A 23,422-nucleotide genomic window follows, 5' to 3' on the forward strand; every position below is an offset into this window, starting at 1 on the left:
TCCGTCGTTGTCTCGCAACTCCGACTGAATCACATCTGCCTGATATCACCACCTTTTCCTCAACGCCGAGTTCTGGGTCAGACACTAAATTAGCGTCACCAGTGGCGTCGGAAGAAGAACCAACAAAGTGGACGACGCCGAATTCTTCGCGCAAGGTTAGTTAGTTTCTCACAATGCAGAGCAATCGCCGCCATTCCCCTACGGCTGGGTAGCACCTAGAGAGGAGGTTCCGGAGAACGGTCCAAGCCGGCATCGCAGAGACTGCAATGACAACAACGGCGCCAACGGCGTGCCGATCTAGGCAAGCCGTCTAGCTGGTTGGCACCGTCGGTCATTTACATTTCGATCAAAGCGTAGGCCAGGCCGAAGATTCCGGTCATGAGAACGGCGAAGAATGCCCAGCCTCTCAACGCGGCTCGCACATCTTCAGGCTTGGCGCCTTTCTGGTTGTCGTAATCGTCCATAATCAGATCCTATTTTGTCGAACTCACTTGGTACAGGCAACGGCTGACGGAATGCTTGTCTATCCGCCTTCGCAGCCTTCGCGATTGTCGAGCTTTCATGCGGCTGACGGACCTGGGTCGTCGAACCCGGTGTCGAAAGCCGCCGTGACTTGGTTTGCCGCTTTGTCTTGCACCTCATCGGAACGATGGACGACGCGCAGAACCGGTCCTTCCGGTTGCCACGAGCCCGGCGCGGCACCCCCCGCCAGCTTCAGTCTCTCGCGCCTTGCGGCTTCTGGCTGATAGACCACTTCATGCACAGTCAGCGTCTCAACGCCGCCGTCCGTTGTCGGGATGGACATGGACTGACCTTCGGCCAGACCAAGCAGCGCAAGGCCGCGCGGATTGGTGATCGGCAAAAGCATGCCAACCAGACCGCGCATCTCGTTATGTGCGACGATGCGGGTTTCGGTAGGGCCGTCGTTCACCCGATAAGCCACGCGGGTACTGAGTGTCACGACGGTGGCCGGGATGTCTTCCCGAAACATTACAACCGCGCTCGAAATCTTCCGTTGAAGTATAGCCGAGAAGGCATCGCCGCAGGCAGGGAGGCGCTCCTGCATCACTTCAAGTATCGTGTAGTCCTTGGTGGTCAGGTGGCAGCTATCGAAAGTGGACATGGCGCGTCTCCGGCCGGGCCCGTGAAAGGGATCCGGCGTCAAGCAATTGATCGGATGTGGAAAGCTACCCCTGTGCCGGGCCAGAATAGGCCGGCGCAGGGGTTACACTCCCGCGATCAGGCTGCCCGCGTGATTGAGGAGACGGATGGAGACGCCCATGTCTAGACGCTCGCCGCAATTGTCGATGACGCTGGCACGCGCCGATCAGCTATATCGCCTTCCGGAGCGGGCTGGCTCACCGCAAGCACCAGCAATTCGTGCCGACGCCCATCCCGGGCGGTCCACATGATCGACTGCCCAGCCGAGAGACCGATCAGGGCCGTGCCAATCGGCGTAAGGATCGAAACCTTGCCTTCTGAGATGTCTGCATCGCCAGGAAAAACCAGCATGACCGTTTTCCGATCGCCGGTGTCGGGCTTGAAAGTCACAGTCGAGCCCATCCGGACGGTGCCGGCTGAGACCCAACCATCGGCGACGATGCGCGCGCGCTCGAGTTCGGCGAGCAGCTCATCTGCCGCCTCCGGATTCCGGGCGGCAACGGTGTTCGCCAGGGCCGACAAACGTGCGTGATCCGACCGTGAGATGCGGATGTTCGGCTTGCGCCGGGTTTTCTTGTTATCTTGCATTTGAATACTCATGTTTCTGCCTCGCGTCCTGGACCCTCCACGGGATCGCCGACGATTGTCAGTGCGACGGAAATTTATTGCTGGATGCGCCGTTACTGCAGGGACCGATGCGGCCCTGCGCCAATGTCACATGTCGATTTTACATGTTCACCCCTCGGCTCGGGGCGTGCATGGCAGCCGAGCCGGGGGTTACGATCCCGCTATGGGGCAAACCCGGAAAAGAAAATCGCGACGGATTTTGGCGGCGGTGCTCATAAGGCTATAGTTGGTGAAGTAATCCGCGAAGTCAAGGCGACCGGCGCCAGCCTGATCCCTGATGCCGGCGGATCGAGCACTTCCGGAGGGATCTCGGCAACGTCCTGATTGGGGCAGCAGCGCTTGCGGCATGAGGGAGCAGCCGCCTAGGATGGCACGCAGGATATGCGCGAGCTCGTCAACTTAGATCACCAACTATCAAAAAATCTGCCGAGGGAGTTACAACCTCGCGAACGAAGAACACGGAGCTGACAATGAAAATCCTTGCGGCGACAGATTTTTCAACACGTTCACAGCGGGCATTGCGGCGGGCCGGTCTTTTGGCTCGCGACGTCAGCGCGGAACTCACACTCGTCCATGTCGTCGACGATGACCAACCCTCAGGCATGCTCGAACTAGAAAGACGCGAGGCGCAGAGATATCTTGAAGAACAAATGGCCTCGATCGTCGAACTGCAGGGACTTCAGTGTAATTCCGCGGTTGTCGCCGGCGATCCGTTCGACGGCATTCTGAAGGCGGCCGAGGCGCGTTCGATCGATCTCATCGTCATGGGCGCGCACCGCAAGCAGTTGCTACGCGATATTTTTGTCGGAACGACCATCGAACGGGTGATCCGTACAGGACCATGCCCGGTGCTCATGGTGAATGCAGAAGTAGAACATTCGTACAAAAAGGTGATGGCCGCCGTGGACATGTCCAAGCCGTCCGCGCGCGCGATCAGGACGGCGAGGGAAACTGGGCTGATTGGCGACGCCAGTCTTTCGCTGGTCCACGGTTTCGATGCGTTCGCCAAGGGAAAAATGTCAAATGCTGGAATAGGCAAGGACGAGATCGCGCGCTACGTGGCGACAGAACGTTTGCAGGTGGGCAGGGAACTGGTCGCGTTTCTGGAAGCGAACGACTTTGGCGTCGATAACTGGTCGCTGCGTATCAAGGAAGGAGGCCCCGTCGAAGCGATCATGGAGGCGATCAAGGAGGTGGCGCCCGATCTTCTGGTTATCGGAACGCACGGCCGTACGGGCCTCATCAAGGTACTTCTGGGAAGCGTTACGGAAAGCATTCTGCGATCGGTCGACGTGGATGTCTTTGCCGTGCCGCCCATCCGAAATTGATCGAGGCCTACGTGTTGGATGATCGTCGTTGTTCGTCCTGGGATACTGCGGCCGCCTCGAATGGCGGGACGCCAACGTTGCCCTCGCTGCGGTCCCGGTAGAGCGCCGCGCGCGCCAGGAGCATAAGCGAAACCGGTGTCGTGACAGTCACGAACAGTGCGATCAGTATCTCGTGCAGGACAGGTTTCGACTGAAGCACTGAATGAAAGATGATCGAGGCGGTTAGAACACCCCCCGTACCCCAGGTGGTCCCCAGCGTCGGCGCGTGTATCCGTTCGTAAAAGCTTCTGAACCGCAGGAGCCCGACCGACCCGAGCAGGGTCAGCGCCGATCCCAGGAGCAGGAAGAACGCCGTGAGCAGAGCCGCCCAGACCGGCAGGTCGGCTGGAGGTGTCATTCTATTACCTCGCCTCGCATGAGGAATTTCGCCAGCGCCACGGTCGAGACAAAGCCGAGAAGCGCGACCACGAGGGCGGCCTCGAAATAGACCGTGCTGCCGGCACGGATGCCTAAGGTCAGCAACAGAAGCATGGCGCCGACATAGAGGGCATCGAAGCTCAGGATCCGGTCTTGGGCGCGGGGCCCCCGAAAGAGGCGTAGCAGAGCGCATGCCATGGCGGCGACCAGAAGCAATTGAGCGATGGTGACGGACCATGCGATTATGACGCCGCTCATTCGAAAATCTCCATCAACCGCCGTTCGTAACGCTGCTTGATCAGGTCGATCCACGCCTGCTGGTCGACCAAGTCGAGAACATGGATCCGAAGCCGGCCGCTACCGGCATGATATTCGACCCAGGCAGTACCGGGCGTGCTGGTGATGATGCAGGCGAGTACGGCCAACGCAGTCCGATCGCGCAGTTCCAGAGGGATCATTACGAAGCCGGATGTGCGCTTATGCCTCCTTCCTTGCACTATGATGCCCGCCACGGCGATGTTGGAGCGAAGAATGTCCGCCAGGACGATCAGGACCAGTTGCGGGATCATGTCCCAGCGCCGTATTTTCGGTTTGGCGGGTTGAAGCGCTGCCGTCGCCAAGGACGCTGCAAGAGCGATCATGCCGCCGAGAATGACCTGGCCGACGGACAGCCCATTGAGCAGCAGCCACATGACGAGCAGCGCCGCGGTCAGCAGCGGATAGGGCAGGAAGGCGCTCATTTGTCCCTCGGCGCGTTGGGGCCTAATATCGGCTTGGCGGACAGAACATCTCGCAAATAGTTCCCTGGCGAATGCAGGGACTGGGCCGTCGCATCCATGTAGCGCATCATCTGTCCGCCTTGGACCGTCATCACCAGGCAGAGCATCAGCAGGAGGGCGACTGGCGCGATCTCCAGGAGCAGCACGCGCGGCACGGTGCCTTCGATCGGTGCCCAGAAAATCTGGATGCCAGCGCGCAACGTCGCAATCAGGGCGCAAAGGCCGGACAGGATCAGCAACGCGACCAGGATCCATGTCGAATCCGCGATTGCGCCGCCGCCCCCCACCGGATCGGGGCGCACCATCGCGGTCAGCAGCGCGAACTTTCCGACAAATCCCGAAAGCGGTGGCAGGCCCGCGAGCAAGAGGCCGCATGCCGCGAAACAGATGCCGAGAACGGCCAACGTGCCGGGAATGGCAACGCCGACTTCCTCCTGCTCTGCCACGTCCTCCTCCATCTCGTCGCCATAGGCTTCCATGGTCACCGATAGAACATTTGCGGCTGGGTCCTGCACCCGCTCGACGAGTTCAATCAGGAGAAAGAACGCGCCGATCGTCAGGGTTGAACTGACCATGTAGAAGAGGGCTCCGGCAGTGACCCTCGCGTCGGCCATGCCGATCGCGGCCAGCAGCGTGCCGGATGAGACCAGGATGCTGAAGCCGGCGAGCCGGCTCATCGCCTGCGACGCCAGCACGCCGATAGCGCCGAAGGCGATGGTGGCCATGCCGCCGAACAGTAGCCACGAGTCGCCAAAGCCCGCTGTGGCGCCGGCGTCCATGCCGAAAAGCAGCAGGGAGAGCCGAAGGAGGACGTAGACGCCGACCTTGGTCAGGATCACGAAGATCGCGGCGACCGGGGCCGCTGCCGCTGAATAGGCGCCCGGCAGCCAGAAGCTCAGAGGCCACATGCCTGCCTTGACCAGGAAGGCGATACCGAGGACGGCGGCGCCTGCTTCGAGCAGCATTCGATCCTGCGCCGGCACCGCTGGAATCCGCTGCGCAAGATCTGCCATGTTCAGCGTACCGGTCACGCCGTAGATCAGGCTGACTCCGATCAGAAACAGGGAGGAAGCCGCGAGATTGACTGCAATGTAGTGCAGGCCCGCCTTGACGCGGAGCGGTCCCGAGCCATGCAGAACGAGACCATAGGATGCAGCCAGAAGCACCTCGAAGAAGACGAACAGGTTGAACAGGTCGCCGGTGAGAAACGCCCCGTTCAGCCCCATCAGCAAAAGCTGGAAGAGCGTATGAAAATGCGGACCTCCCTTGTGCCAGCGCGCCAGCGAGAAGACCAGGGAAGCAAGCGCCAGTACACTGGTCAGGACAAGCATCAATGCAGACAGCCTGTCGAGCACGAGCACGATGCCGAACGGCGCCGGCCAATTGCCGAGCAGGTAAACGCTGGTGGTTACCGCGCCGGACGAGGCAGTGGCATTGTCGGCGGAGCGGAGCAGGCCGATGGCGATGGCCATCAGTGCAAGTGCCGAGCCGATGCTGATCACGGCCTTGATGAGATGGCGACGCTCGTCCTGCAGCAGCAGAAACGCCCCTGCCGCCAGCGGCAGGACGATCGGCATGATCATGAGATGACCTGCCGTTTCCATCAATTGGGCTCCCTGCCGTCGACATGGTCGCTGCCCGTCAGGCCGCGCGATACGAGCAGCACCACGAGGAACAAGGCAGTTGTCGCGAAGCCGATGACGATCGCGGTCAAAACGAGCGCCTGCGGTATCGGGTCGGCGTAGTCCGCCGGGTTGACCACCGCGCCGGACTGGAGAACGGGCGGCGTATTCACCCTAAGTCTGCCCATCGAGAAGATGAACAGGTTGACGCCATAGCCGATGAGCGACAGGCCGACGATGACCTGAAAGGTCCGCGGCCGCAGCAACAGCCAAACGCCGGACCCTGTCAGCACGCCGATCCCGATGGCGAGGATAAGCTCCACTATGCGATTTCCTCGTTGCCCTGCGCGGCGATCCTTGATGCGCGCAGTCGGCGGATGGACTGGTGAGCGAGAGCGACCAGCATCAGCACGGTCGCACCGAGAACGAGCGAGAAGACGCCGAGATCGAAAAGGGTCGCGGTAGCGGCCGGCACGGAACCGATCAGCGGCAGTTCGACATAGCGGGAATACGAGGTCAGGAAAGGGTATCCGAACAGCCAGGAGCCCGCGCCGACGAGGGCCGCCTGGAGAAGCCCGAAGCCGATCCAGTTCACCGGCAGGACGCGCAACCTGTCTTCAACCCAGCGTGTGCCCGCTGCCAGATATTGCAAAATGAAGGCGGCGGCCAAAGCGATGCCGGCGACAAAGCCGCCGCCGGGGAGGTCGTGGCCGCGCATGAACAGGTAGGCGGCGAACACGATGATCACCGGGAACAACCATTGCATGATCACCGCGGGGATCAGCAAATAGTCGCTCACCGTATCGCCCGCCTCGCGGTCGGGCCGGGCTTCGTCAAATGCCCCCTGGACGCGCTGCTGTTCAGGGGATTCCACGTTGTCGGGCGCCGGCCGGAACCGACGCAACAGGGCGAACACCGTCAAGGCGACGATGCCGAGAACAGTGATCTCGCCGAACGTGTCGAAACCCCGGAAGTCCACCAGGATGACGTTGACGACGTTGTTGCCGCCTCCTTCCGAATAGGCCCTTTTCAGGAAGAAGTCGGCGATAGTGGGCGGCGGGGACCGTGTCATGACCGCATAAGCGATAATCGTCATGCCGGTACCGCATGCCACAGCCATGGCCAGATCGCGGTAGCGGCGTAGTCTTGCCGCCGGCGTGACCAAGCTGGGCACGGCGTCTTCGAAACGCTTCGGCAGCCAGCGCAGGCCGAGAAGGATGAGAACCGTGGTCACCACCTCCACGAGCAGTTGAGTGAGCGCGAGGTCTGGCGCGGAAAACCAGACGAAGGTGATGCAGGTGACCAGTCCCGCTCCACCGAGCAGGATAAGAGCGAACAGCCGGTGGAACTTGGCTTGCCACGCAGCGCCAAGGGCGCACACGACGCCAATCACCCAGAGGCCGGCGAAGGTGACGTCGACGCCTTGGGCTGTTATCCGACCGGGATCGAGACCTAGCCTGTAAATTGGCCATGAGGCGGCGATGAAGGCCACGACGACCAGCAAACGAAGTTGCGGCTGGAGCCGACGCGTCCCAAGATGGCTTTCCATGAAGCGGGCACCTCTCCACGAGACCGCCACCACCACGCGCTCGAAGACGCGCTGGCCCCTGAGGCGGCGGAAGTAGGGCGGCCCATCCTCGCAGCGCGCCAGATAATCCTTCAGCAGCAGATAGAGGATTGCGCCCCCGGCGAGCGCCAACATGCTCATGAACAGCGGAATTGTGAACCCATGCCAAACGGCCAGGCTGTACTGCGGCGTTGCGGGTCCCAGGACGGAGGTGACGGCGGTGTGGAGGGACGGGCCAATGGTCAGGCCGGGAACGATCCCAACCAGGAGGCAGGCGAGGACAAGAAGTTGGATCGGAAACCGCATGAAAAACGGCGGTTCGTGGGGTTCGCGAGGCAGATCAGCCGGCAGCGGTCCGAAAAACACGCCGTGGATGAAGCGTACCGAGTAGGCAACTGCGAAAGCGCCGCCCAGGACCGCCGCATAGGGCGCGACGGTATCGAGAATCGAATCGGCGTGCGTTGTGATCGCCTCGGCGAAGAACATCTCCTTGGAGAGAAATCCGTTCAAGAGGGGGACGCCTGCCATGGCCGCGCTTGCCACCATGGCGAGCGTCGCGGTGTAGGGCATGAAGCGGAAAATTCCGCCCAGCCGCTGCATGTCGCGCGTGCCGGTCTCATGGTCGATGATGCCGGCGGCCATGAACAACGAGGCTTTGAACGTGGCGTGGTTTATCATGTGGAAGATGGCGGCGACCGCCCCCAGGGGGCTGCCGAGGCTGAGCAGCATGGTGATCAGGCCAAGATGGCTGATGGTCGAGTAGGCCAGCAAACCCTTTATGTCGCGCTGGAAGATCGCAAAATAGGCTCCCAAAACGAAAGACATCATGCCGGCAAGGCCGACGATCCAGAACCATTCGTATGTCCCTGCAAGCACCGGCCACAGGCGCGCCAGCAGGAACACGCCGGCCTTCACCATGGTCGCCGAGTGCAGGTAGGCCGAGACCGGGGTGGGCGCGGCCATGGCGTTGGGCAGCCAGAAATGGAATGGAAACTGCGCGCTCTTCGTGAGCGTCGCGAGAAGAACAAGAACCAGGATAGGCACATAGAGTTCGTGGGAGCGGATAAGGTCGCCCGAGACCAAAACATGATCGAGGTCGTAGCTTCCAACGACATGGCCGATCAAGAGGAAGCCAGCCAACAGACCGAGGCCCCCGATGCCGGTAATCGTCAGCGCCATGCGAGCGCCATCGCGGGCGCTGGCGTTGTGGTGCCAGTAGCCGATCAGTAGGAAGGAAAAGATGCTGGTCAATTCCCAGAAGACAACCAGCAGGATCAAGTTTCCGGAAATGACGACCCCGAGCATCGATCCCATGAATGCGAGCAAGAACGAAAAGAACCTTGGGACCGGGTCTTCCTGCGCCATGTAGTAGCGCGCATAGATGACGACGAGGAAACCGATGCCGCTTATGAGCATGGCGAACAGCCAGGCAAATCCGTCAATTCGCAAGGTGAAATCAAGGCCGAGCGTGGGAAGCCATTCGATATCGCTGCGGACCACACCTCGGTCGAGAACGGACGGGTAAAACATAACCGCCAGACCCAAGCAGACAAAAGCGACTGCGCCGGCGAGAATCGCTGCGGCGTTGCGCGCGTTTGTCGGGAGTATGATAGCTGCAAGGCTGCCTGCGAAAGGCAGGACGATCATCAGAATCAGCGCTGTGTCGTCTGTCATCTATTGCTGCCCAATGTCATCGTCTTGCCCGGCTCGGCCCATTATGGTTCTCCGATGACATTGGGCAAGGCATCGATTGGTGCGTTACTCCGGAACAACCGCGCGGCGCGCGAGGATGAGTCAGCTGGAGGCAGGAGCAGCTTGGAGAACTCGCTGACAACGATCAGGGCTTCGCGTCCCACGCACTGTACCGTGCTGGGAGCCCCTGTCGGGACTCTCCGAGGAAGGTGGAGTTCAGCTGCTTCCGGCATGCCGCCAGCGGCACCTGTCGCTAGATGTTATCCAGTCCGTTTGACGCAGGCCTAGTCGCGGCGGGCGCCAAGCAAGGTGCCTATCACCAGCTCTCTTCCAGCCCTGTTTATCCCGGTTCCGCCCGGTCTTTCTTCCGCCAGTCCGCGAAAAACAAGGCGTTCGGCCAAGGCTTTCGATAGAGACGGGTAAGGTCCGCGGTTCATTCGCTTGAGTGCCGTTTGCTCGTCCTCGGTGAGATCGTCCCAGATAACCGTCATGAAGAACTCCTTGCTTGCGCCTGCGCAGCCAAGCGGGGTCTGAACTGCCCAGCAGCGGACTGCGAGCGTCGATCCTTCGGGCTTCGAAGACCTTGGACCTATGGAACGGCGTCCGTTCCGACGATGCCGCCTTCATTTTCTAAAACGCCGATTCGTCTGACTTCGGAGCGGTTGAGTTTCAGGCGAACGCCGACACCGCCGCCGTTCTCGGCGATGAAAACGGCGCCGGCACTTTCAAGCGCGGTTTGCAGCGTGTCGCAGATATCCTGGTCGGGAAGGTTGATCCGGCGCTCGAATTCTTCGATGACCAACGCATCCACGCCTGAATTGCCGGCGAGCTTATCACGGGTCCATTCGACCAGCGCGCGAGCGGCACGGCATTGAGCACCAGTGATCATCATAAAATCTCCTGCTACCGTTTTCGGGCCCGAAATCACCGCTTGCTGAAAGCCAGGACACTCCGGGTGCGCAGCTTCATCCAATCAAAAGTGCATATCGAAACCGAAAAGGGAAGGGCTGCGCCACTCACCGCAAATGAAATCTCGATGTAAAATAATTGTGCTAAAGCGGCAATAAATTTCGTTTGTCTTGCAGGCAAGGATAAGGGAAGCTCGGCCGTAGCGAAATTGACAGGATCGGGTGCCAGCACGTCTCAACGCCAGGGGGAACTCTTGGCGATATCGCGCGAAGGGCACCTTGGGCTCGGCGATGATGATAATGGACAGGCTTGAACACGATTTCGGCAGAATACTTTCCGGCCCGGACATTCGGCGTCATGTGGTCGGTTGACGACATCCCAATCGCAGCTGCGGATGACAACGCTCTCAAAACGCGGCTGCGCGAGGAACTGCTCCTGCAAGCACAGACCCGGCTGCCGATCACCTATGCAAGACTGGTCGAGAGCATGGCTGGTTCGGAAGCAACAGGCGTGATCCGGGGTGCACTCGAACAACTGATGGACGACGATGCGGACGAAGGCCTGCCATTGCTTGCGGCTGTTGCCGTGAAGGCGCTCGATCCCGGTTTGCCCGCTCCCTGGTTCTTCCGGAAAGCCGAGGATATGGGGCTGTTCGCTGGCGATCCGGCCGATCTGGAAGCGTACGCTTTCCATGCAACGGAGTTTTATCGCGCGATCCATCGCCATGCTGGCAACGGGCAAGGCTCTGGAACGACCTTGCCGCCGGTCCTGCCGCCTGCAGACCGGTGAAGGAGAACGAAATGCTGATCGCCAAGGACGTCATGACGTCGCCGGTCATCGCGGTAGGGCCTGACAGTACGGTGGATGAGGTCGCCGATATTCTCCTGTCGCACGGGATCAGCGCCGTGCCGGTGATTGATCGAGGTGCGCTGCTGGGCATCGTCAGTGAAGGAGACCTGATCCGCCGGGCGGAGATCGGTACGGCGCCGCAGGGTCGTTCCGGGTGGCTCCGGTTTTTCACCAACAACGCGGCTCAAGCGGAAGGCTACGTCAAGTCTCATTCCGAGCATGTGATCGACGTCATGACGCAGGAGGTTGCGACGGTGGTCGAGAGTACGCCAGTCGTCGAGATCGCAACCCTGCTTGAACACAATCGGATCAAGCGTGTCCCGGTGCTTCGCGACGGACAGGTGGTGGGGATCGTCAGTCGCGCCAATCTAGTGCGAGCGTTGGTCGTTGCCAGGAAAGGTTGGCGCGCTCCGGTCTCGCATGACGACAGCAGCATCAGGCTGGAGATTGTTGACGCCTTGCGATCCGAATCGTGGCCCTCGACCGGAAGCTCGGACGTGACCGTGTCCAACGGCGTGGTCACCTTCTGGGGAGCTTACCTGTCGGAGCAGGAGCGGAAAGCCTCGCTCATCCTGGCTGAAAACACCGCTGGCGTGCGGGCTATTGATGATCACCGCATTCCCCTCGATATGACCTATGTCGTGGTCTGAAGGGGCGGATAGCGCTGGACCAGAGTATGCCCTTGATGCAGACAGTCCCGATTTCCGAAGAGCAGATTCGACAACTCGTCGACTCCATCTACGGCAAGATCCGCGCCGACGCGGATCTCGAGCCGATTTTCGAGCGTGTCGTTGCCGGCGATTGGGAAACGCATCTGGCGAAGATGTACGATTTCTGGTCCTCGGTCATGTTGACCACCGGGTCTTACAAGGGAAGTCTCCTCGCGGTCCGCACGCACATGGGCGGGTTGGAGATCGGTCTGTTCGACCGGTGCCTCGCCTTGTTTGGCGACAGTTGTGACGAATTGCTGGACAGCGAGACTGCGGGACTCTGTTGGCTGAAGGCCGCTCACATAGCTGAAAGTCTGAAGCTGTTCTTGTTCTATCGCCCTGAACGGCCATGGCTGAGAAACGCCGCATGACGTTCGTGGTCACTGACAATTGCATCAGATGCAAATACATGGACTGCGTGGAAGTCTGTCCCGTGGACTGTTTCTACGAAGGCGAGAACATGCTCGTCATCCATCCCGATGAATGCATCGACTGCGGCGTCTGCGAACCCGAATGCTCCGCGAAGGCCATTTTTCCCGGCACCGCGCCTGGTCTCGACTATTGGCTCGCGCTGAATGCTAAGTATGCGCCTGTGTGGCCTAATATTGCGACCAAGCGTGATCCGCCCGCCGACGCCAAGGCGTACGACGGCGAAGCAAACAAGCTCGCGAAATATTTCTCGCCTGAACCCGGGCTTGGTGATTGATCAAAATGAACGCATATGCGCACCAGCCGTCACCTCTGTATCTGGGCATCGATACCGGCGGCACGTACACCGATGCCGTGCTGTGGTCGGAATCTACAGGCATCGTGGCCAAGGCCAAATCGCTGACCACGCGGCACGATCTTGCCGAGGGCATCGCCGGCGCCGTCGACGCCGTTTTATCCGAGGCTGCCATCGAACCAGGCGCGATCAAGCTCGTCTCGATGTCGACCACGCTCGCAACCAACGCCCTCGTCGAAGGGCAGGGCGGACGGGTCGCGCTGGTGATGATCGGCTTCGCTGAAGCCGATCTTGCCCGGAACGGATTATCAAAAGCCCTCGGCTCCGATCCCGTGATCTTCTGCCCGGGCGGACACGACGTCCATGGCGATCCGCGTCATCTGGTGCTGGACGCTCTCGCGGCCGATTTGCCGTCTCTTGCCGAAACGGTCTCAGGCTTCGCCGTGGCCTCCTATTTTGCGGTTCGCAATCCCGAACATGAGATCGCGGTACGTGACGTCATCCGCGAGCGCACTGGGCTTCCGGTGACCTGTTCACACGAACTATCGTCGAAACTCGGCGGTCCGCGTCGGGCGCTGACCACGCTTCTCAATGCGCGACTGATCTCGATGATCGATCGCCTTGTCGACGCCACCGAGGGCTTTCTGGCAAGACGCGGGATCGTCGCTCCGCTCATGGTCGTGCGCGGCGACGGCGCGCTTATCACCGCTGAATTCGCTCGCGCCAGGCCGATCGAGACCATCCTGTCAGGACCAGCGGCAAGCCTGGTGGGGGCGCGGTACATGACCGGCATCGATGATGCGGTGGTGTCCGACATCGGCGGCACCACCACCGACATCGCCGTTCTGGACGGCGGCCGCCTGCGGCTCGACCCGGAAGGCGCTACCGTCGGCGGAATGCGAACCATGGTGGAAGCCGTCGCCATGCGCACCTTTGGCCTCGGTGGAGATTCGGAAGTCTCGCTCCATGAGCGGTCGCTGACTTCGACGATCGTTCTCGGCCCCCGTCGGCTCGTGCCGCTAGCGCTGGCCGCGGTGGAGCACGACGATGCCATATACAAAGGCCTCAAGCGGCAATTGCTCAGCCCTAACACCAGCCGGCTGGACGGCCGCTTTGCATTGCGCACAGGAGTGCCCGAGCGCATGGCTGCGGGCCTGACAGTTACCGAGGAGCGGCTCTATGCTGACATTTCGGCAATTCCCGCAGCGCTTGATCGGCTGCTCGTATCGACGTCACAGGTCGCGACACTCAATCGCCTGGTCGCGCGCGGTCTGGTGCATATCGCGGGCTTCACGCCATCCGATGCGGCCCATGTGCTCGGTCGGCAGGACAACTGGGATCCTGTCGCCGCTCGACTGGGCGCCGAATTGTTCGCACGCAAGCGCGACGGCCAGGGGCATCGTATCGCCAAAGGCGCAGAAGCATTTTCCGAGATGGTCCTCATAGCCGTCACCCGGCGTTCTGCCGAAGCCATTCTTGAAACAGTCTTTGCCGAGGACGGGCTGGACGGCGGCGTCTCTGTTGCCAATCCGCTGGTTCAGCGTGCGGTTGGCCGACGAGGTGGCATGGCGCAGTTGTCGATCGCACTCGACCGGCCGGTGATTGGCCTAGGGGCCTCCGCCGCGCTCCATTATGCCGGTCTACCGCAATTGATCGGCAATGACTGCAGCATCGCCGAACACGCCGATGTCGCAAATGCGTTGGGTGCCGTCGTCGGGCAGGTGCGGATGTCAGCGGAAGCGCGCGTCAGCCAACCCGAGATCGGGCTTTTCCGTCTGAATTCAGGCGAGCGGCTGGACGACTATGATACCGAGGACGAAGCAATGGCCGCCGCCGAAGCCCACATTCGTGCCTTGGCGGCAGGTCTTGCTGAGCGCGCCGGGACCGATCAGGCGCGAATCGAAATCGCACGGGACATAAGGGTTGCTACAATCGAAGGCGAGCGCAGTTTCGTGGAAGCCATCGTCGTCGCGACAGCCACCGGGCGGCCTCGTATCGCGTCCTGACCTAGATCGGGGCCGCCCTGTGGCCACGGCCGGCACGTTACGCACGCTGGAGCCCTTCGCCGATCCGAAGACCGATGTAGGCCTGGTGCCAATCAATACTCCGCACGCCAGCGGGGCTTCGCAGCGGGTGCATGTGCTGTCGACCGCCAGCAAATGGTCGCCGACGCGTACCAGGACCACCAACTGACCGGCGGCATGGGCATTATCGCGATTGCCACGATGAACACACCAACAGCGAGGTCGGGGTCGGTTTCCACGGACTGTTTCGATGCCATCTTGGTTCTCCTTCACGATCCTGACGGCGTGCGTCGACGATGCGCCAGACATGAAATTGGATGCCGCGCTTTTCGGAAAGTTCCCGTGGTCCGCCACGGGTGGGAGCCTTCCTCCCTGTGTCGTGCCCGTCGGGAACCAATCCACGATAGGCGCATCCAATGGTTTCGAGCGTGTAACTGGAGAGACCGATGGACCTGCATTCGCAAATTCTGGACGGCGCCGAAGACGGCGTCTCCGCCCACGGAAGTTCAGCGGGAAACGGGATGCCCAGGACAGTCGGCCGTGCCCGCCCGACGCGCCTCGATGCAGAGGCCGCGGTCAGGACGTTGATCTCATGGGCCGGCGACGATCCGGCCCGGCCCGGGCTTGTCGATACTCCTGCGCGTGTTGTGCGGGCTTATGAAGAGTGGTTTGCCGGCTATCGGCAAGATCCTGTGAGGCTGCTCGAACGGACGTTCGATGAGATCGGCGGCTATGACCAGGCGGTCGAACTGCACGACATAGCGTTTCATTCTTTCTGCGAACACCACATGGCCGCAATCCACGGCAAGGCGTACATCGCCTACATGCCCGTCAACCGAGTGGTGGGCATCTCCAAATTGGCAAGAGTTGTCGAAGCCTGCGCCCGCCGCCTGCAGATGCAGGAGCGGCTCACGGATGACATCGCCCGCGCTATCCAGGATGCCCTGCAGCCGGGTGGAGTGGCCGTCGTGCTTGTTGCCGAGCATGGCTGCATGACATCGCGCGGCGTCCACGCGCACGGCACCCGCATGGTCACCAAACGCATGCTGGGCGCTTTCGAGACGAACGTTGATCTGAGGCGCGAATTCCTGTCGTCGATTCCGGTGTGACGAATTTTCGGGAACCCTTGTTGTTGAGACCCATCTATTGAAGGGCAAGGAGACTGCTCATGTCGTACATTCGGCGAGACGCAACCGAAATCATTACTGCCTCTAGCGATCTGGAATTGGCACACCGCGCCATGGCGCGCGACGGCGCTGCCTTCCGCACCATCATCAAGACGCATAACCAGCGGCTTTACCGCATCGCGCGCGGCGTGGTGCGCAATGACAGCGAGGCCGAGGACATCGTCCAGGAGGCCTATGTCAGGGCCTTTGCCCATCTCGATAGTTTTCGCGGCGATGCCTCGCTCGGCACGTGGCTGTCGCGCATCGTCATCAACGAAGCGCTCGGCCGGCTGCGTAAAAGACGGCGAACGGTGGCGATGCCCCAGAACCCGCAGGCAGAGATTATCCAGTTTCCCCTCAACCCCAGCGACGATCCGGAGCGGACGATGGCGCAACGGCAGATCCTGGCCCTTGTCGAACGCGCGACCGACAGCCTTCCAGATCTCTACCGGATGGTGTTCGTGGCGCGGGTGATCGAGGGCCTGAGCATTGAAGAGACTTCAGAACTACTCGGCGTGCGGCCCGAAACCGTCAAGACCCGCCTGCATCGCGCCCGCGCCCTGCTGCGCAAAGCGCTGGACGACCAAATCGGGCCAGTGTTGCTCGAGGCCTTCCCCTTCGCCGGCCGGCGCTGCGAACGGCTGACAGCTGCCGTGATGAAGCGGCTCGGCCTGGAAGGCTGACCCTCGTCAGATTCAGCCGATTTTTGCGGGAACGTTTGCCGCCGCCCCGCATCCAATGACCGTCAACCGAAAAAACTGGCCGGCGCGCTTCCCGCGTCCGGAGAAGGAGATTTCATGCTTATTCGTCACACAGCTACCCTGGCCGTGCTGCTTCTGCTCGGCACTGCCCCGCTCGCACAAGCTGCCGACAAACCGACCGACCCGCAGATCGCCCACATTGCCTACACAGCCGGCGTGATCGATGTCGAGGCGGCCAAGCAAGCGCTCAAGAAGTCGAAGAACAAAGAGGTGCTCGCGTTCGCTAAGGACATGGTGCGCGACCATGAGGCGGTGAATGTGCAGGCGCTCGACCTGGTCAAGAAACTCAAGGTGACGCCGGAAGACAACGCCACCAGCAAGGCGCTGACCAAAGCCGCGACGGAGGAGCGGGCCAAACTCGCCAAACTCAAGGGCGCGGCCTTCGACAAGGCTTATGTCGACAACGAGGTGGCCTATCACAAGCAGGTCGACGGCGCTCTCGAAACGCTGCTCATCCCGTCAGCCAGCAATGCCGAACTGAAGAGCCTGCTGGAGACCGGCCTGAAGATATTCCAGGGCCATGAGCAGCATGCCGAACACGTCGCCAGTATGCTGAAATGAGGCCGGCGCTGATGGTGCCGAAACGTCATCTTTGGATTGCACTGGCGCTGACAGTCATTGCTGCGCCGGTGAAGGCCGAAACCATCCAGGTCACCATCGACAAGCTGGTGTTCTCGCCAGCCACCGTCGAGGCGAAAGTCGGCGACACGATCGAGTGGGTGAACAACGACATGTTCGCCCACACGGCCACCGTCAAGGGCGGTTGGGAGGTGATGATCCCGCCGAAGAAGTCCGCAAGCCTGACATTGAAGGCTGCGGGAGCGGTCGACTATTTCTGCCGCTTCCACCCCAACATGAAGGGCCACATCGCGGTGACACCATAGCAGGAGCGTGGGATCGCGGCAGTGGCCGCGATCCCACAATCTTGGAGGTGGTTCGTGCTCAAGTTGGCATGCTGCGCTGGCTGGCACGCAGAAGAAATCCGATCGTCGCCTTCATCCAGGCTACCAATCAAAGGTGGCCGCTCAAAGGACCAGCAGAAGGATTTACCGCTAGGCGAACCGCTTCTCACGCCGCAGAACGAAACGAGGGTCAGACGCCGGAAGTGCCAAGCTCTACTCTGTCGCTTCCTTGTCTTCCTTCGGCAGCGTGGACTTCGCCACCTTCTTCAGTATGCGGTCAAAGGTTTCCTCTGACTCGTCGGGTTCAGCTTTCTAGCGACCGGGTGTCTTTGCGCAGCTAAGCATGCGCAAAAACGCGAGTTACGTGCGCGCGCTATCTCAACAGAGCAAAAAACGGGAATCGGTCAAACGCATTTTTCGACCACGGAAGGCATCGTTTTTAGAAGGAACGATACGTGATCGCAACAATCACAGGATGGGCTTTTCAAACAGTCATTTGCAACAAAATTCTTGCATCAAACTAGCAATATCATTCGTTTGTCTTCGCCAAAACTCAAATGCAATGGTCGCGCCTGGTAGTCGGCAGGGCTCTCGGACACGAGCCTTCGGCACGCTCTCTAGTTAGGCAAAAAGCACAGCCAGGACTGTGCCGAAGGAAGCGATCAGATGACGGCATTGGAGTTTCCTGGCCCAGGCTTTACGGCCGAGCAATGGGAGCGGATTAACGCCCTGACGATCTCGCTGAAGCCAGGACAGGGGCTCTGGATCAGCGGTTATTTCGCCGGGATCGATCACGGCGCGCGCTCACTGCTTGGAGACATTGCTTCCCCCTCACCATCTGATCACTCTCTGTCGGTCACGCCGCGAGCGATTTCCTCAAGGTCGCTGACGATCATTTTCGGCGGCGAGACCGGCAACAGTTCCGGCCTCGCCAAGACACTTGGCGAAGTCGTCCGCAGGCAAGGACTTGAGCCAATTCTGGTTGACATGGCTGACTACAAGCCGCGCAAGCTCAAGGACGAGCAGGACATTTTGATCGTCACAAGTACCCACGGCGAGGGCGATCCGCCGCTTTCAGGCATGGGCTTCTTCGAATTCGTTGAGAGCCGAAAGGCGCCGCGCCTCGAAGGCGTGCGTTATGGCGTGCTGGCACTCGGCGATTCCACTTATGAACGCTATTGCGAAGCCGGCAGACGCCTAGATAAGCGGTTGGCTGAACTCGGCGCGGTGCGACTGCAGGACCGGGTCGATTGCGACGTTGATTATGAAGATCAAGCCGCCGGCTGGATCGCCGCTGCCGTCACCAATCTCGCGCCAGCCGCTTGCGAACCAGGTTCGCGAAACAGGGCGGCTGGTCCTGCAAGCGCATCTTCGGTGGCAGTGGTTGAAGCGCCGACATTCGACAAGCGCACGCCATTCCCAGCGGCCATCATCGACAATCTTGTACTCACTGGACGCGGATCGTCCAAGGAAACCCGACATATCGAACTGTCGCTGGCGGGCTCGGGACTTGCATTCGAACCGGGTGACGCACTTGGCGTCATGGCGCGCAACGATCCGGCCTTGGTCGAAATGCTGTTAGATAAGCTGTACCTGGGCGCCGACGCAAACTTGTCCGTCAAGGGGCTCGAGACCACGCTCGGTGGCGCTCTGACTGAGCACCTGGAAATCACCGCCGCCACGCCGCGTTTCCTCGATCACTGGGCAGAACTCACAGGCGCAAGCAAGCTTCAGGAATTGCGTGGCGAGCACCAGTTTCAGGCTCGCGCCACGTTTCTGCGTCACCATCAGGTCATCGACATCGTCCGCGAATTCCCGGTTCCGGGAATCGATGCGCGAACCTTTGCCGCAGGACTGAGACCTTTGCAGCCACGGCTCTATTCGATCGCATCGAGTCCTTCCGCCGTGCCCGACGAGGCGCATCTGACGATCGCCACCGTGCGCTATGATCTGCACGGTCAGCCGCGTGCGGGCGTCGCTTCTGGGCACTTCGCAGAACGTGGCGCACCGGACACGACGATACCGGTCTATGTCCAGGCCAACCCGCATTTCCGACTGCCGGACGGTGACGTTTCCATCATCATGATTGGGGCAGGCACCGGCGTCGCACCTTACCGCGCATTCCTGCAGGAACGCGAAGCGAAAGGAGCCGCGGGTAAATCCTGGCTCGTTTTTGGCGAACGCAATTTCAGCAGCGATTTCCTCTACCAGACCGAGTGGCAGGGTTTTCAGAAGGATGGTGTGCTCAGCCGGATGAACGTCGCCTTCTCCCGCGACAGCGCCACCAAGACCTATGTCCAGCACCGCCTCACTGAGCACGCGCGCGATGTCTACGCCTGGCTGGAGGAGGGCGCGCATGTTTACGTCTGCGGCGATGGCACGCATCTCGCGCCCGACGTGCACGCCGCTCTTGTTGGTGTGGTGCAACAGCAGCGGGCATGCGGCAAGGCCGAAGCCGTCGACTATCTCGGCGCCCTGCAGCGCGATCACCGCTACCAGATCGATGTCTATTGAGGTTCGCGCATGACAGTGCACCAGTCAAACACGGACCGCGGCCGAGACCTCTCGCAGCCGCTGGAAAAACTCGGCCCCGACGAGAGGATGAAGGCGAACAGCGATCAGCTGCGTGGCACCATAGCGGCGGGCCTCGCCGAAGAGCTCACCGCCGCCGTGCCCGGCGATGACATCAAGCTGATGAAGTTCCACGGTCTCTACCAGCAGGACGACCGCGACATCCGCGACGAACGCCGTCGTCAAAAGCTTGAGCCGGCCTACACCTTCATGGCCCGGATCCGTCTGCCAGGCGGGGTCTGCAGTCCCAGCCAATGGCTGAAGCTGGACGAACTTGGGCGCGCTTATGCAGGCGAGACGCTGCGGCTGACAACGCGTCAAACGTTCCAGCTGCATCGCGTCAAGAAGCAGAATTTGCGATCGACCATGCAGGGTTTGCGCGGCGTGCTTCTGGACACCAAGGCAGCCTGCGGCGACGATTCCCGTGGCGTCATGTGTTCGGTCAATCCTCAGCTCTCAACATTGCACGCCCAGGTCTACGCGCTAGCCAAGCGCGCCAGCGATCACGCCATACCCAAGACAGGGGCTTATCGGGAGATCTGGTATGGCGAAGAGCGCACGGAGGTTTCAGGGCCGGAAGAACCGCTCTATGGCCGCACCTACATGCCGCGAAAATTCAAGATCGGCTTCGTCATTCCGCCGATCAACGACATTGACGTCTACGCGCAGGATCTGGGCTTCATTGCCATAGCGAACAACGGCAAGCTTGAAGGCTTCAACATTGCCATTGGCGGCGGCATGGGCCGCACCGACCAGGCGCCAAAGACCTATCCGAGGCTGGCCGACGTGATCGGCTTCGCCGACGTCGACAAGGTGCTGCAGGTCTGCGACGCGGTCATGCAGGTGCAACGCGATTATGGCGACCGGGTCGATCGTGGCCGCGCACGCTTCAAATACACAATCGACGACAAAGGCCTCGACTGGATCAAGGCCGAGATCGAGGCAAGGCTCGGCTTTTCGCTGGCGGCAGCTCGGTCGTACGAATTCATATCGAACGGTGACCCGATCGGATGGACGCGTGGAGAGGACGGGCGCGAGCACTGCACCCTCTTCATCGAGAACGGCCGTGTCATCGGCACTGTCATGGATGGCCTGCGCGCCATCGCCCGCATTCACGAGGGCACGTTCCGCATCACGCCGAACCAGAACCTGATCATCGCCGATATCGCGCCGGAGGTCCGGCCTGGCATCGAACGTCTCATGAAGAAATTCGGGCTCGACCGTCTAAACGGGGCAAGTGGGTTGCGCCTGAATTCGATGGCGTGCGTAGCGCTGCCGACCTGTGGTCTCGCCATGGCCGAAAGCGAGCGCTATCTGCCCGGCCTCATCGATCGGATCGACACCATCCTGGCCACACATGGCCTGACGGACGAGCCGATCACCGTTCGCATGACCGGCTGCCCCAATGGCTGCGCGCGTCCCTACATCGCTGAGATCGCCCTGACCGGCCGCGCGCCTGGCAAGTACAACCTCTATCTCGGTGGCGGCTTTCACGGTCAGCGGCTGAACAAAATGGTTCTCGAGAACGTCGGCGAAGCCGCCATTCTCGACATGCTGGGGAAGGTGATCGCGCACTTTGCGCGGGATCGGCAGTCACGCGAGCGTTTCGGCGATTTCGCCATCCGCGCCGGCTATGTCGCGGAGGTCAAGGAAGGCCGGCATTTTAACGACTGACGCTTCAAGATCAACAGGAAGGACGAAATCATGTCATTGCAACTGGGCCAGATTGCTCCGGACTTCGAGCAGCAAAGCACGCAGGGAAAAATCCGCTTCCACGAATGGCTGGGCAATTCGTGGGGTATCTTCTTCAGCCACCCGAAGAATTTCACACCGGTCTGCACCACCGAACTGGCGGAAGTCGCCCGTCTAAAGCCGGAATGGGACAAACGTGGCGTCAAGCCGCTTGGCCTCTCGGTCGACGATGTGAAGGCCCACAATCTTTGGGAAAAAGACATCGAGGAAACGCAAGGGCACGCACTCAATTTTCCTATGCTTGCTGATACCGACAAGAAGGTCGCTAACCTCTACGGCATGATCCACGCCGAGACTGATCCGAATGTGACGGTGCGTGCGGTGTATGTCATCGACCCAAACAAGAAAATCCGCCTCAGCCTGACCTATCCACCAAGTGCCGGTCGCAATTTTTCCGAAATCCTGCGCGCCATCGACAGTCTGCAGCTCACGGACACCCAGAAGGTCTCGACTCCGGTGAACTGGGTGCCGGGCCAGCCGGTGATCATTTCGCCAAGTCTCACCAACGAGCAGGCGAAGGAGCGATTCCCCCAGGGTTGGAAGGAGCTGCGGCCTTATCTGCGCATGGTCCAGCTGCCGAACTGATTCCCGACCAACCTTGGCTCGTCTAGTGGGAGATAGTCGTCATGACAAAGCCCAAAGATCCACAGACCATTGCGGCGGCAAACGGCATTGCTGCCGACCGTGGCTTCGGTGCGGTCACGCCGCCGGTTTATCTTTCGAGCACCTTCGTTTTTCCGGGCTATGACCAGGCGGGGCGCTACGAATATACGCGAGCCGGCAATCCGAGCCGCGACATGCTGGCCGACACGCTGGCCAGGCTCGAAGGTGGCGCCGGTGCGGTCGTCACCTCCTCCGGAATGGCGGCGGTCGACCTGCTGCTTGGGCAATTGGGGCGAGACGATCTCGTCGTTGCGCCGCACGATTGCTATGGCGGCACCTACCGTCTGCTCTCGGTGCGTCGCGACAAGGGGCATTTCGACGTCCTCTTTGTTGATCAGGGCGACACAGCAGCTTTGTCCGCAACGTTGTCGAGGAAGCCAGCTCTCGTCCTCATCGAGACACCGAGCAACCCACTGATGCGCGTCGTCGACATCCGCTCGATCGCTTCTCAAGCAAAAGCCGTCGGCGCGAAGGTTGCCGTAGACAATACCTTCCTGTCGCCGGCTCTACAGCGGCCGATCGCGCTGGGTGCGGATTTCGTCGTCCATTCGACCACCAAATACCTGAATGGCCATTCCGATGTGGTAGGGGGCGCCATTGTCGCGACGCAAGCGGGCGATGTGGACGCACTCGCCGAGTGGGCCAAGATCACCGGCGTGTCAGGTGCGCCTTTCGATGCCTACCTGACACTCAGAGGCCTTCGCACGCTGTTCCCGCGCATCGAGCGGCAGCAAACCAACACAGCGGCGGTCGCCGCATTCCTGCAAAGACAGGCACAAGTCAGCGCGGTCCATTATCCGGGTCTCGAATCCCATCCAGGCCATGCGATCGCCAAGGCTCAGCAAGCCGGGTTCGGAGCGATGCTGAGCTTCGAACTGGCTGGAGGCGTTGAGGCGGTTCGGCGCTTCGTCGAAGCGGTCGAAGTCATCACGCTGGCCGAGTCTCTCGGCGGCGTCGAAAGCCTTATTGCCCATCCGGCTACCATGACCCATGCGGGAATGGGCGCCGAGGCCCGAAAGGTCGCCGGAATAAGCGACAGCCTGCTGAGGCTATCGGTCGGCCTCGAAGCGGAGACTGATCTGATCGCCGACCTTGAGCTGGCGCTTGCCAAAGCCGCTGGTTAGAGCGTGTTGCTGTTGATTTGAATCGGTTGGGATTCACGCCGAGGTGATTTTGTGATTCAAGATGCTGGCTGGGC

At 60.9% G+C, this 23,422-nt stretch carries 25 protein-coding genes; 14 read left to right on the forward strand and 11 right to left on the reverse strand.

What is annotated here, in order from left to right; translation table 11 throughout:
* Positions 1 to 335 precede the first annotated feature (335 nt).
* From AC07SZ_RS05325 to rnk, 3 genes are all read right to left on the reverse strand, one after another.
* The gene (locus tag AC07SZ_RS05325; RefSeq protein ID WP_256753415.1) at positions 336 to 464 is read right to left on the reverse strand and encodes a hypothetical protein; all 129 of its coding nucleotides are present in this window, start codon (positions 462 to 464) and stop codon (positions 336 to 338) included.
* 95 nt (positions 465 to 559) lie between these two features.
* Positions 560 to 1,123, reverse strand: a complete 564-nt coding sequence (locus AC07SZ_RS05330) for a GreA/GreB family elongation factor (RefSeq protein WP_494913596.1) — start codon at positions 1,121 to 1,123, stop codon at positions 560 to 562.
* A 161-nt stretch (positions 1,124 to 1,284) separates the two neighbouring features.
* A complete protein-coding gene (gene rnk / locus AC07SZ_RS05335; RefSeq protein ID WP_056567019.1) occupies positions 1,285 to 1,749 on the reverse strand; it encodes a nucleoside diphosphate kinase regulator in 465 nt (154 codons plus the stop codon).
* A 509-nt stretch (positions 1,750 to 2,258) separates the two neighbouring features.
* On the opposite strand from rnk, the gene AC07SZ_RS05340 reads away from it, so the two are divergent.
* Complete coding sequence (locus AC07SZ_RS05340) at positions 2,259 to 3,116, forward strand: universal stress protein (protein WP_056567016.1); 858 nt, start codon at positions 2,259 to 2,261, stop codon at positions 3,114 to 3,116.
* 7 nt (positions 3,117 to 3,123) lie between these two features.
* Here the strand turns inward: AC07SZ_RS05340 and mnhG are convergent, their stop codons facing one another.
* The 8 genes from mnhG to AC07SZ_RS05380 all read right to left on the reverse strand — a co-directional run bounded on the left by mnhG (position 3,124) and on the right by AC07SZ_RS05380 (position 10,166).
* On the reverse strand, positions 3,124 to 3,513 hold the full coding sequence (mnhG, locus tag AC07SZ_RS05345; RefSeq protein WP_056567009.1) for a monovalent cation/H(+) antiporter subunit G: 390 nt from the start codon (positions 3,511 to 3,513) through the stop codon (positions 3,124 to 3,126).
* A complete protein-coding gene (locus AC07SZ_RS05350) occupies positions 3,510 to 3,791 on the reverse strand; it encodes a K+/H+ antiporter subunit F (RefSeq protein WP_494913599.1) in 282 nt (93 codons plus the stop codon). Before AC07SZ_RS05350 ends, mnhG begins: the two co-directional genes overlap by 4 nt.
* Positions 3,788 to 4,273: a Na+/H+ antiporter subunit E gene (locus tag AC07SZ_RS05355; protein WP_056567003.1), complete on the reverse strand. Its 486-nt coding sequence runs from the start codon at positions 4,271 to 4,273 to the stop codon at positions 3,788 to 3,790. The genes AC07SZ_RS05350 and AC07SZ_RS05355 overlap by 4 nt, the downstream gene beginning before the upstream one ends.
* Positions 4,270 to 5,916, reverse strand: coding sequence for a monovalent cation/H+ antiporter subunit D (locus AC07SZ_RS05360; protein ID WP_494913601.1), 1,647 nt, complete (start codon positions 5,914 to 5,916; stop codon positions 4,270 to 4,272). The genes AC07SZ_RS05355 and AC07SZ_RS05360 overlap by 4 nt, the downstream gene beginning before the upstream one ends.
* The gene (locus AC07SZ_RS05365) at positions 5,916 to 6,257 is read right to left on the reverse strand and encodes a Na+/H+ antiporter subunit C (protein WP_056566997.1); all 342 of its coding nucleotides are present in this window, start codon (positions 6,255 to 6,257) and stop codon (positions 5,916 to 5,918) included. Before AC07SZ_RS05365 ends, AC07SZ_RS05360 begins: the two co-directional genes overlap by 1 nt.
* Positions 6,257 to 9,175 (reverse strand): monovalent cation/H+ antiporter subunit A, encoded by a 2,919-nt coding sequence (locus AC07SZ_RS05370; protein ID WP_494913603.1) that lies wholly within the window; start codon positions 9,173 to 9,175, stop codon positions 6,257 to 6,259. The genes AC07SZ_RS05365 and AC07SZ_RS05370 overlap by 1 nt, the downstream gene beginning before the upstream one ends.
* Before the next feature lie 302 nt (positions 9,176 to 9,477).
* The gene (locus tag AC07SZ_RS05375) at positions 9,478 to 9,684 is read right to left on the reverse strand and encodes a hypothetical protein (protein ID WP_199645854.1); all 207 of its coding nucleotides are present in this window, start codon (positions 9,682 to 9,684) and stop codon (positions 9,478 to 9,480) included.
* A gap of 98 nt (positions 9,685 to 9,782) precedes the next feature.
* Positions 9,783 to 10,166: an XRE family transcriptional regulator gene (locus AC07SZ_RS05380; RefSeq protein WP_244493962.1), complete on the reverse strand. Its 384-nt coding sequence runs from the start codon at positions 10,164 to 10,166 to the stop codon at positions 9,783 to 9,785.
* A 245-nt stretch (positions 10,167 to 10,411) separates the two neighbouring features.
* Here AC07SZ_RS05380 and AC07SZ_RS05385 point away from each other — a divergent pair, with 245 nt between their 5' ends.
* The 13 genes from AC07SZ_RS05385 to metB all read left to right on the forward strand — a co-directional run bounded on the left by AC07SZ_RS05385 (position 10,412) and on the right by metB (position 23,348).
* The gene (locus tag AC07SZ_RS05385; protein ID WP_056566988.1) at positions 10,412 to 10,891 is read left to right on the forward strand and encodes a hypothetical protein; all 480 of its coding nucleotides are present in this window, start codon (positions 10,412 to 10,414) and stop codon (positions 10,889 to 10,891) included.
* Between the two features lie 11 nt (positions 10,892 to 10,902).
* Positions 10,903 to 11,601: a CBS domain-containing protein gene (locus AC07SZ_RS05390; RefSeq protein ID WP_156394359.1), complete on the forward strand. Its 699-nt coding sequence runs from the start codon at positions 10,903 to 10,905 to the stop codon at positions 11,599 to 11,601.
* A 35-nt stretch (positions 11,602 to 11,636) separates the two neighbouring features.
* Complete coding sequence (locus tag AC07SZ_RS05395; RefSeq protein ID WP_494913606.1) at positions 11,637 to 12,032, forward strand: group III truncated hemoglobin; 396 nt, start codon at positions 11,637 to 11,639, stop codon at positions 12,030 to 12,032.
* Entirely contained in the window at positions 12,029 to 12,367 is a 339-nt protein-coding gene (gene fdxA / locus AC07SZ_RS05400; protein ID WP_199645973.1) for a ferredoxin FdxA, read from the forward strand. Before AC07SZ_RS05395 ends, fdxA begins: the two co-directional genes overlap by 4 nt.
* 5 nt (positions 12,368 to 12,372) lie before the next feature.
* Positions 12,373 to 14,391 (forward strand): hydantoinase/oxoprolinase N-terminal domain-containing protein, encoded by a 2,019-nt coding sequence (locus AC07SZ_RS05405; RefSeq protein WP_494913608.1) that lies wholly within the window; start codon positions 12,373 to 12,375, stop codon positions 14,389 to 14,391.
* Positions 14,392 to 14,930: 539 nt separating this feature from the next.
* A complete protein-coding gene (folE, locus tag AC07SZ_RS05410; protein WP_494913646.1) occupies positions 14,931 to 15,518 on the forward strand; it encodes a GTP cyclohydrolase I FolE in 588 nt (195 codons plus the stop codon).
* Between the two features lie 59 nt (positions 15,519 to 15,577).
* On the forward strand, positions 15,578 to 16,258 hold the full coding sequence (locus AC07SZ_RS05415) for an RNA polymerase sigma factor (RefSeq protein WP_494913610.1): 681 nt from the start codon (positions 15,578 to 15,580) through the stop codon (positions 16,256 to 16,258).
* 114 nt (positions 16,259 to 16,372) lie between these two features.
* Positions 16,373 to 16,897, forward strand: a complete 525-nt coding sequence (locus AC07SZ_RS05420; RefSeq protein ID WP_494913611.1) for a DUF4142 domain-containing protein — start codon at positions 16,373 to 16,375, stop codon at positions 16,895 to 16,897.
* 11 nt (positions 16,898 to 16,908) lie between these two features.
* Positions 16,909 to 17,220 carry a cupredoxin domain-containing protein gene (locus AC07SZ_RS05425; protein WP_494913612.1) on the forward strand — a complete coding sequence of 104 codons (312 nt, stop codon included), beginning with the start codon at positions 16,909 to 16,911 and terminating at the stop codon, positions 17,218 to 17,220.
* A 684-nt stretch (positions 17,221 to 17,904) separates the two neighbouring features.
* A complete protein-coding gene (locus AC07SZ_RS05430; RefSeq protein WP_494913613.1) occupies positions 17,905 to 19,752 on the forward strand; it encodes an assimilatory sulfite reductase (NADPH) flavoprotein subunit in 1,848 nt (615 codons plus the stop codon).
* Between the two features lie 9 nt (positions 19,753 to 19,761).
* Complete coding sequence (locus AC07SZ_RS05435; protein WP_494913614.1) at positions 19,762 to 21,483, forward strand: NADPH-dependent assimilatory sulfite reductase hemoprotein subunit; 1,722 nt, start codon at positions 19,762 to 19,764, stop codon at positions 21,481 to 21,483.
* A gap of 30 nt (positions 21,484 to 21,513) precedes the next feature.
* On the forward strand, positions 21,514 to 22,146 hold the full coding sequence (locus AC07SZ_RS05440) for a peroxiredoxin (protein WP_494913616.1): 633 nt from the start codon (positions 21,514 to 21,516) through the stop codon (positions 22,144 to 22,146).
* 41 nt (positions 22,147 to 22,187) lie between these two features.
* Positions 22,188 to 23,348, forward strand: coding sequence for a cystathionine gamma-synthase (gene metB, locus AC07SZ_RS05445; protein WP_494913618.1), 1,161 nt, complete (start codon positions 22,188 to 22,190; stop codon positions 23,346 to 23,348).
* Positions 23,349 to 23,422: the final 74 nt, after the last annotated feature.

The organism is Mesorhizobium sp. GW821-FHT07A06, assembly GCF_059419085.1.

Excerpts from the sequence above, each read along its gene's own strand:
- AC07SZ_RS05325 (WP_256753415.1), bottom strand. The coding sequence starts at position 464 with ATGGACGATTACGACAACCAGAAAGGCGCCAAGCCTGAAGATGTGCGA.
- AC07SZ_RS05330 (WP_494913596.1), bottom strand. The coding sequence starts at position 1,123 with ATGTCCACTTTCGATAGCTGCCACCTGACCACCAAGGACTACACGATA.
- rnk (WP_056567019.1), bottom strand. The coding sequence starts at position 1,749 with ATGCAAGATAACAAGAAAACCCGGCGCAAGCCGAACATCCGCATCTCA.
- AC07SZ_RS05340 (WP_056567016.1), top strand. The coding sequence starts at position 2,259 with ATGAAAATCCTTGCGGCGACAGATTTTTCAACACGTTCACAGCGGGCA.
- mnhG (WP_056567009.1), bottom strand. The coding sequence starts at position 3,513 with ATGACACCTCCAGCCGACCTGCCGGTCTGGGCGGCTCTGCTCACGGCG.
- AC07SZ_RS05350 (WP_494913599.1), bottom strand. The coding sequence starts at position 3,791 with ATGAGCGGCGTCATAATCGCATGGTCCGTCACCATCGCTCAATTGCTT.
- AC07SZ_RS05355 (WP_056567003.1), bottom strand. The coding sequence starts at position 4,273 with ATGAGCGCCTTCCTGCCCTATCCGCTGCTGACCGCGGCGCTGCTCGTC.
- AC07SZ_RS05360 (WP_494913601.1), bottom strand. The coding sequence starts at position 5,916 with ATGGAAACGGCAGGTCATCTCATGATCATGCCGATCGTCCTGCCGCTG.
- AC07SZ_RS05370 (WP_494913603.1), bottom strand. The coding sequence starts at position 9,175 with ATGACAGACGACACAGCGCTGATTCTGATGATCGTCCTGCCTTTCGCA.
- AC07SZ_RS05375 (WP_199645854.1), bottom strand. The coding sequence starts at position 9,684 with ATGACGGTTATCTGGGACGATCTCACCGAGGACGAGCAAACGGCACTC.
- AC07SZ_RS05390 (WP_156394359.1), top strand. The coding sequence starts at position 10,903 with ATGCTGATCGCCAAGGACGTCATGACGTCGCCGGTCATCGCGGTAGGG.
- AC07SZ_RS05395 (WP_494913606.1), top strand. The coding sequence starts at position 11,637 with ATGCAGACAGTCCCGATTTCCGAAGAGCAGATTCGACAACTCGTCGAC.
- fdxA (WP_199645973.1), top strand. The coding sequence starts at position 12,029 with ATGACGTTCGTGGTCACTGACAATTGCATCAGATGCAAATACATGGAC.
- AC07SZ_RS05405 (WP_494913608.1), top strand. The coding sequence starts at position 12,373 with ATGAACGCATATGCGCACCAGCCGTCACCTCTGTATCTGGGCATCGAT.
- folE (WP_494913646.1), top strand. The coding sequence starts at position 14,931 with ATGCCCAGGACAGTCGGCCGTGCCCGCCCGACGCGCCTCGATGCAGAG.
- AC07SZ_RS05415 (WP_494913610.1), top strand. The coding sequence starts at position 15,578 with ATGTCGTACATTCGGCGAGACGCAACCGAAATCATTACTGCCTCTAGC.
- AC07SZ_RS05420 (WP_494913611.1), top strand. The coding sequence starts at position 16,373 with ATGCTTATTCGTCACACAGCTACCCTGGCCGTGCTGCTTCTGCTCGGC.
- AC07SZ_RS05425 (WP_494913612.1), top strand. The coding sequence starts at position 16,909 with ATGGTGCCGAAACGTCATCTTTGGATTGCACTGGCGCTGACAGTCATT.
- AC07SZ_RS05430 (WP_494913613.1), top strand. The coding sequence starts at position 17,905 with ATGACGGCATTGGAGTTTCCTGGCCCAGGCTTTACGGCCGAGCAATGG.
- AC07SZ_RS05435 (WP_494913614.1), top strand. The coding sequence starts at position 19,762 with ATGACAGTGCACCAGTCAAACACGGACCGCGGCCGAGACCTCTCGCAG.
- AC07SZ_RS05440 (WP_494913616.1), top strand. The coding sequence starts at position 21,514 with ATGTCATTGCAACTGGGCCAGATTGCTCCGGACTTCGAGCAGCAAAGC.
- metB (WP_494913618.1), top strand. The coding sequence starts at position 22,188 with ATGACAAAGCCCAAAGATCCACAGACCATTGCGGCGGCAAACGGCATT.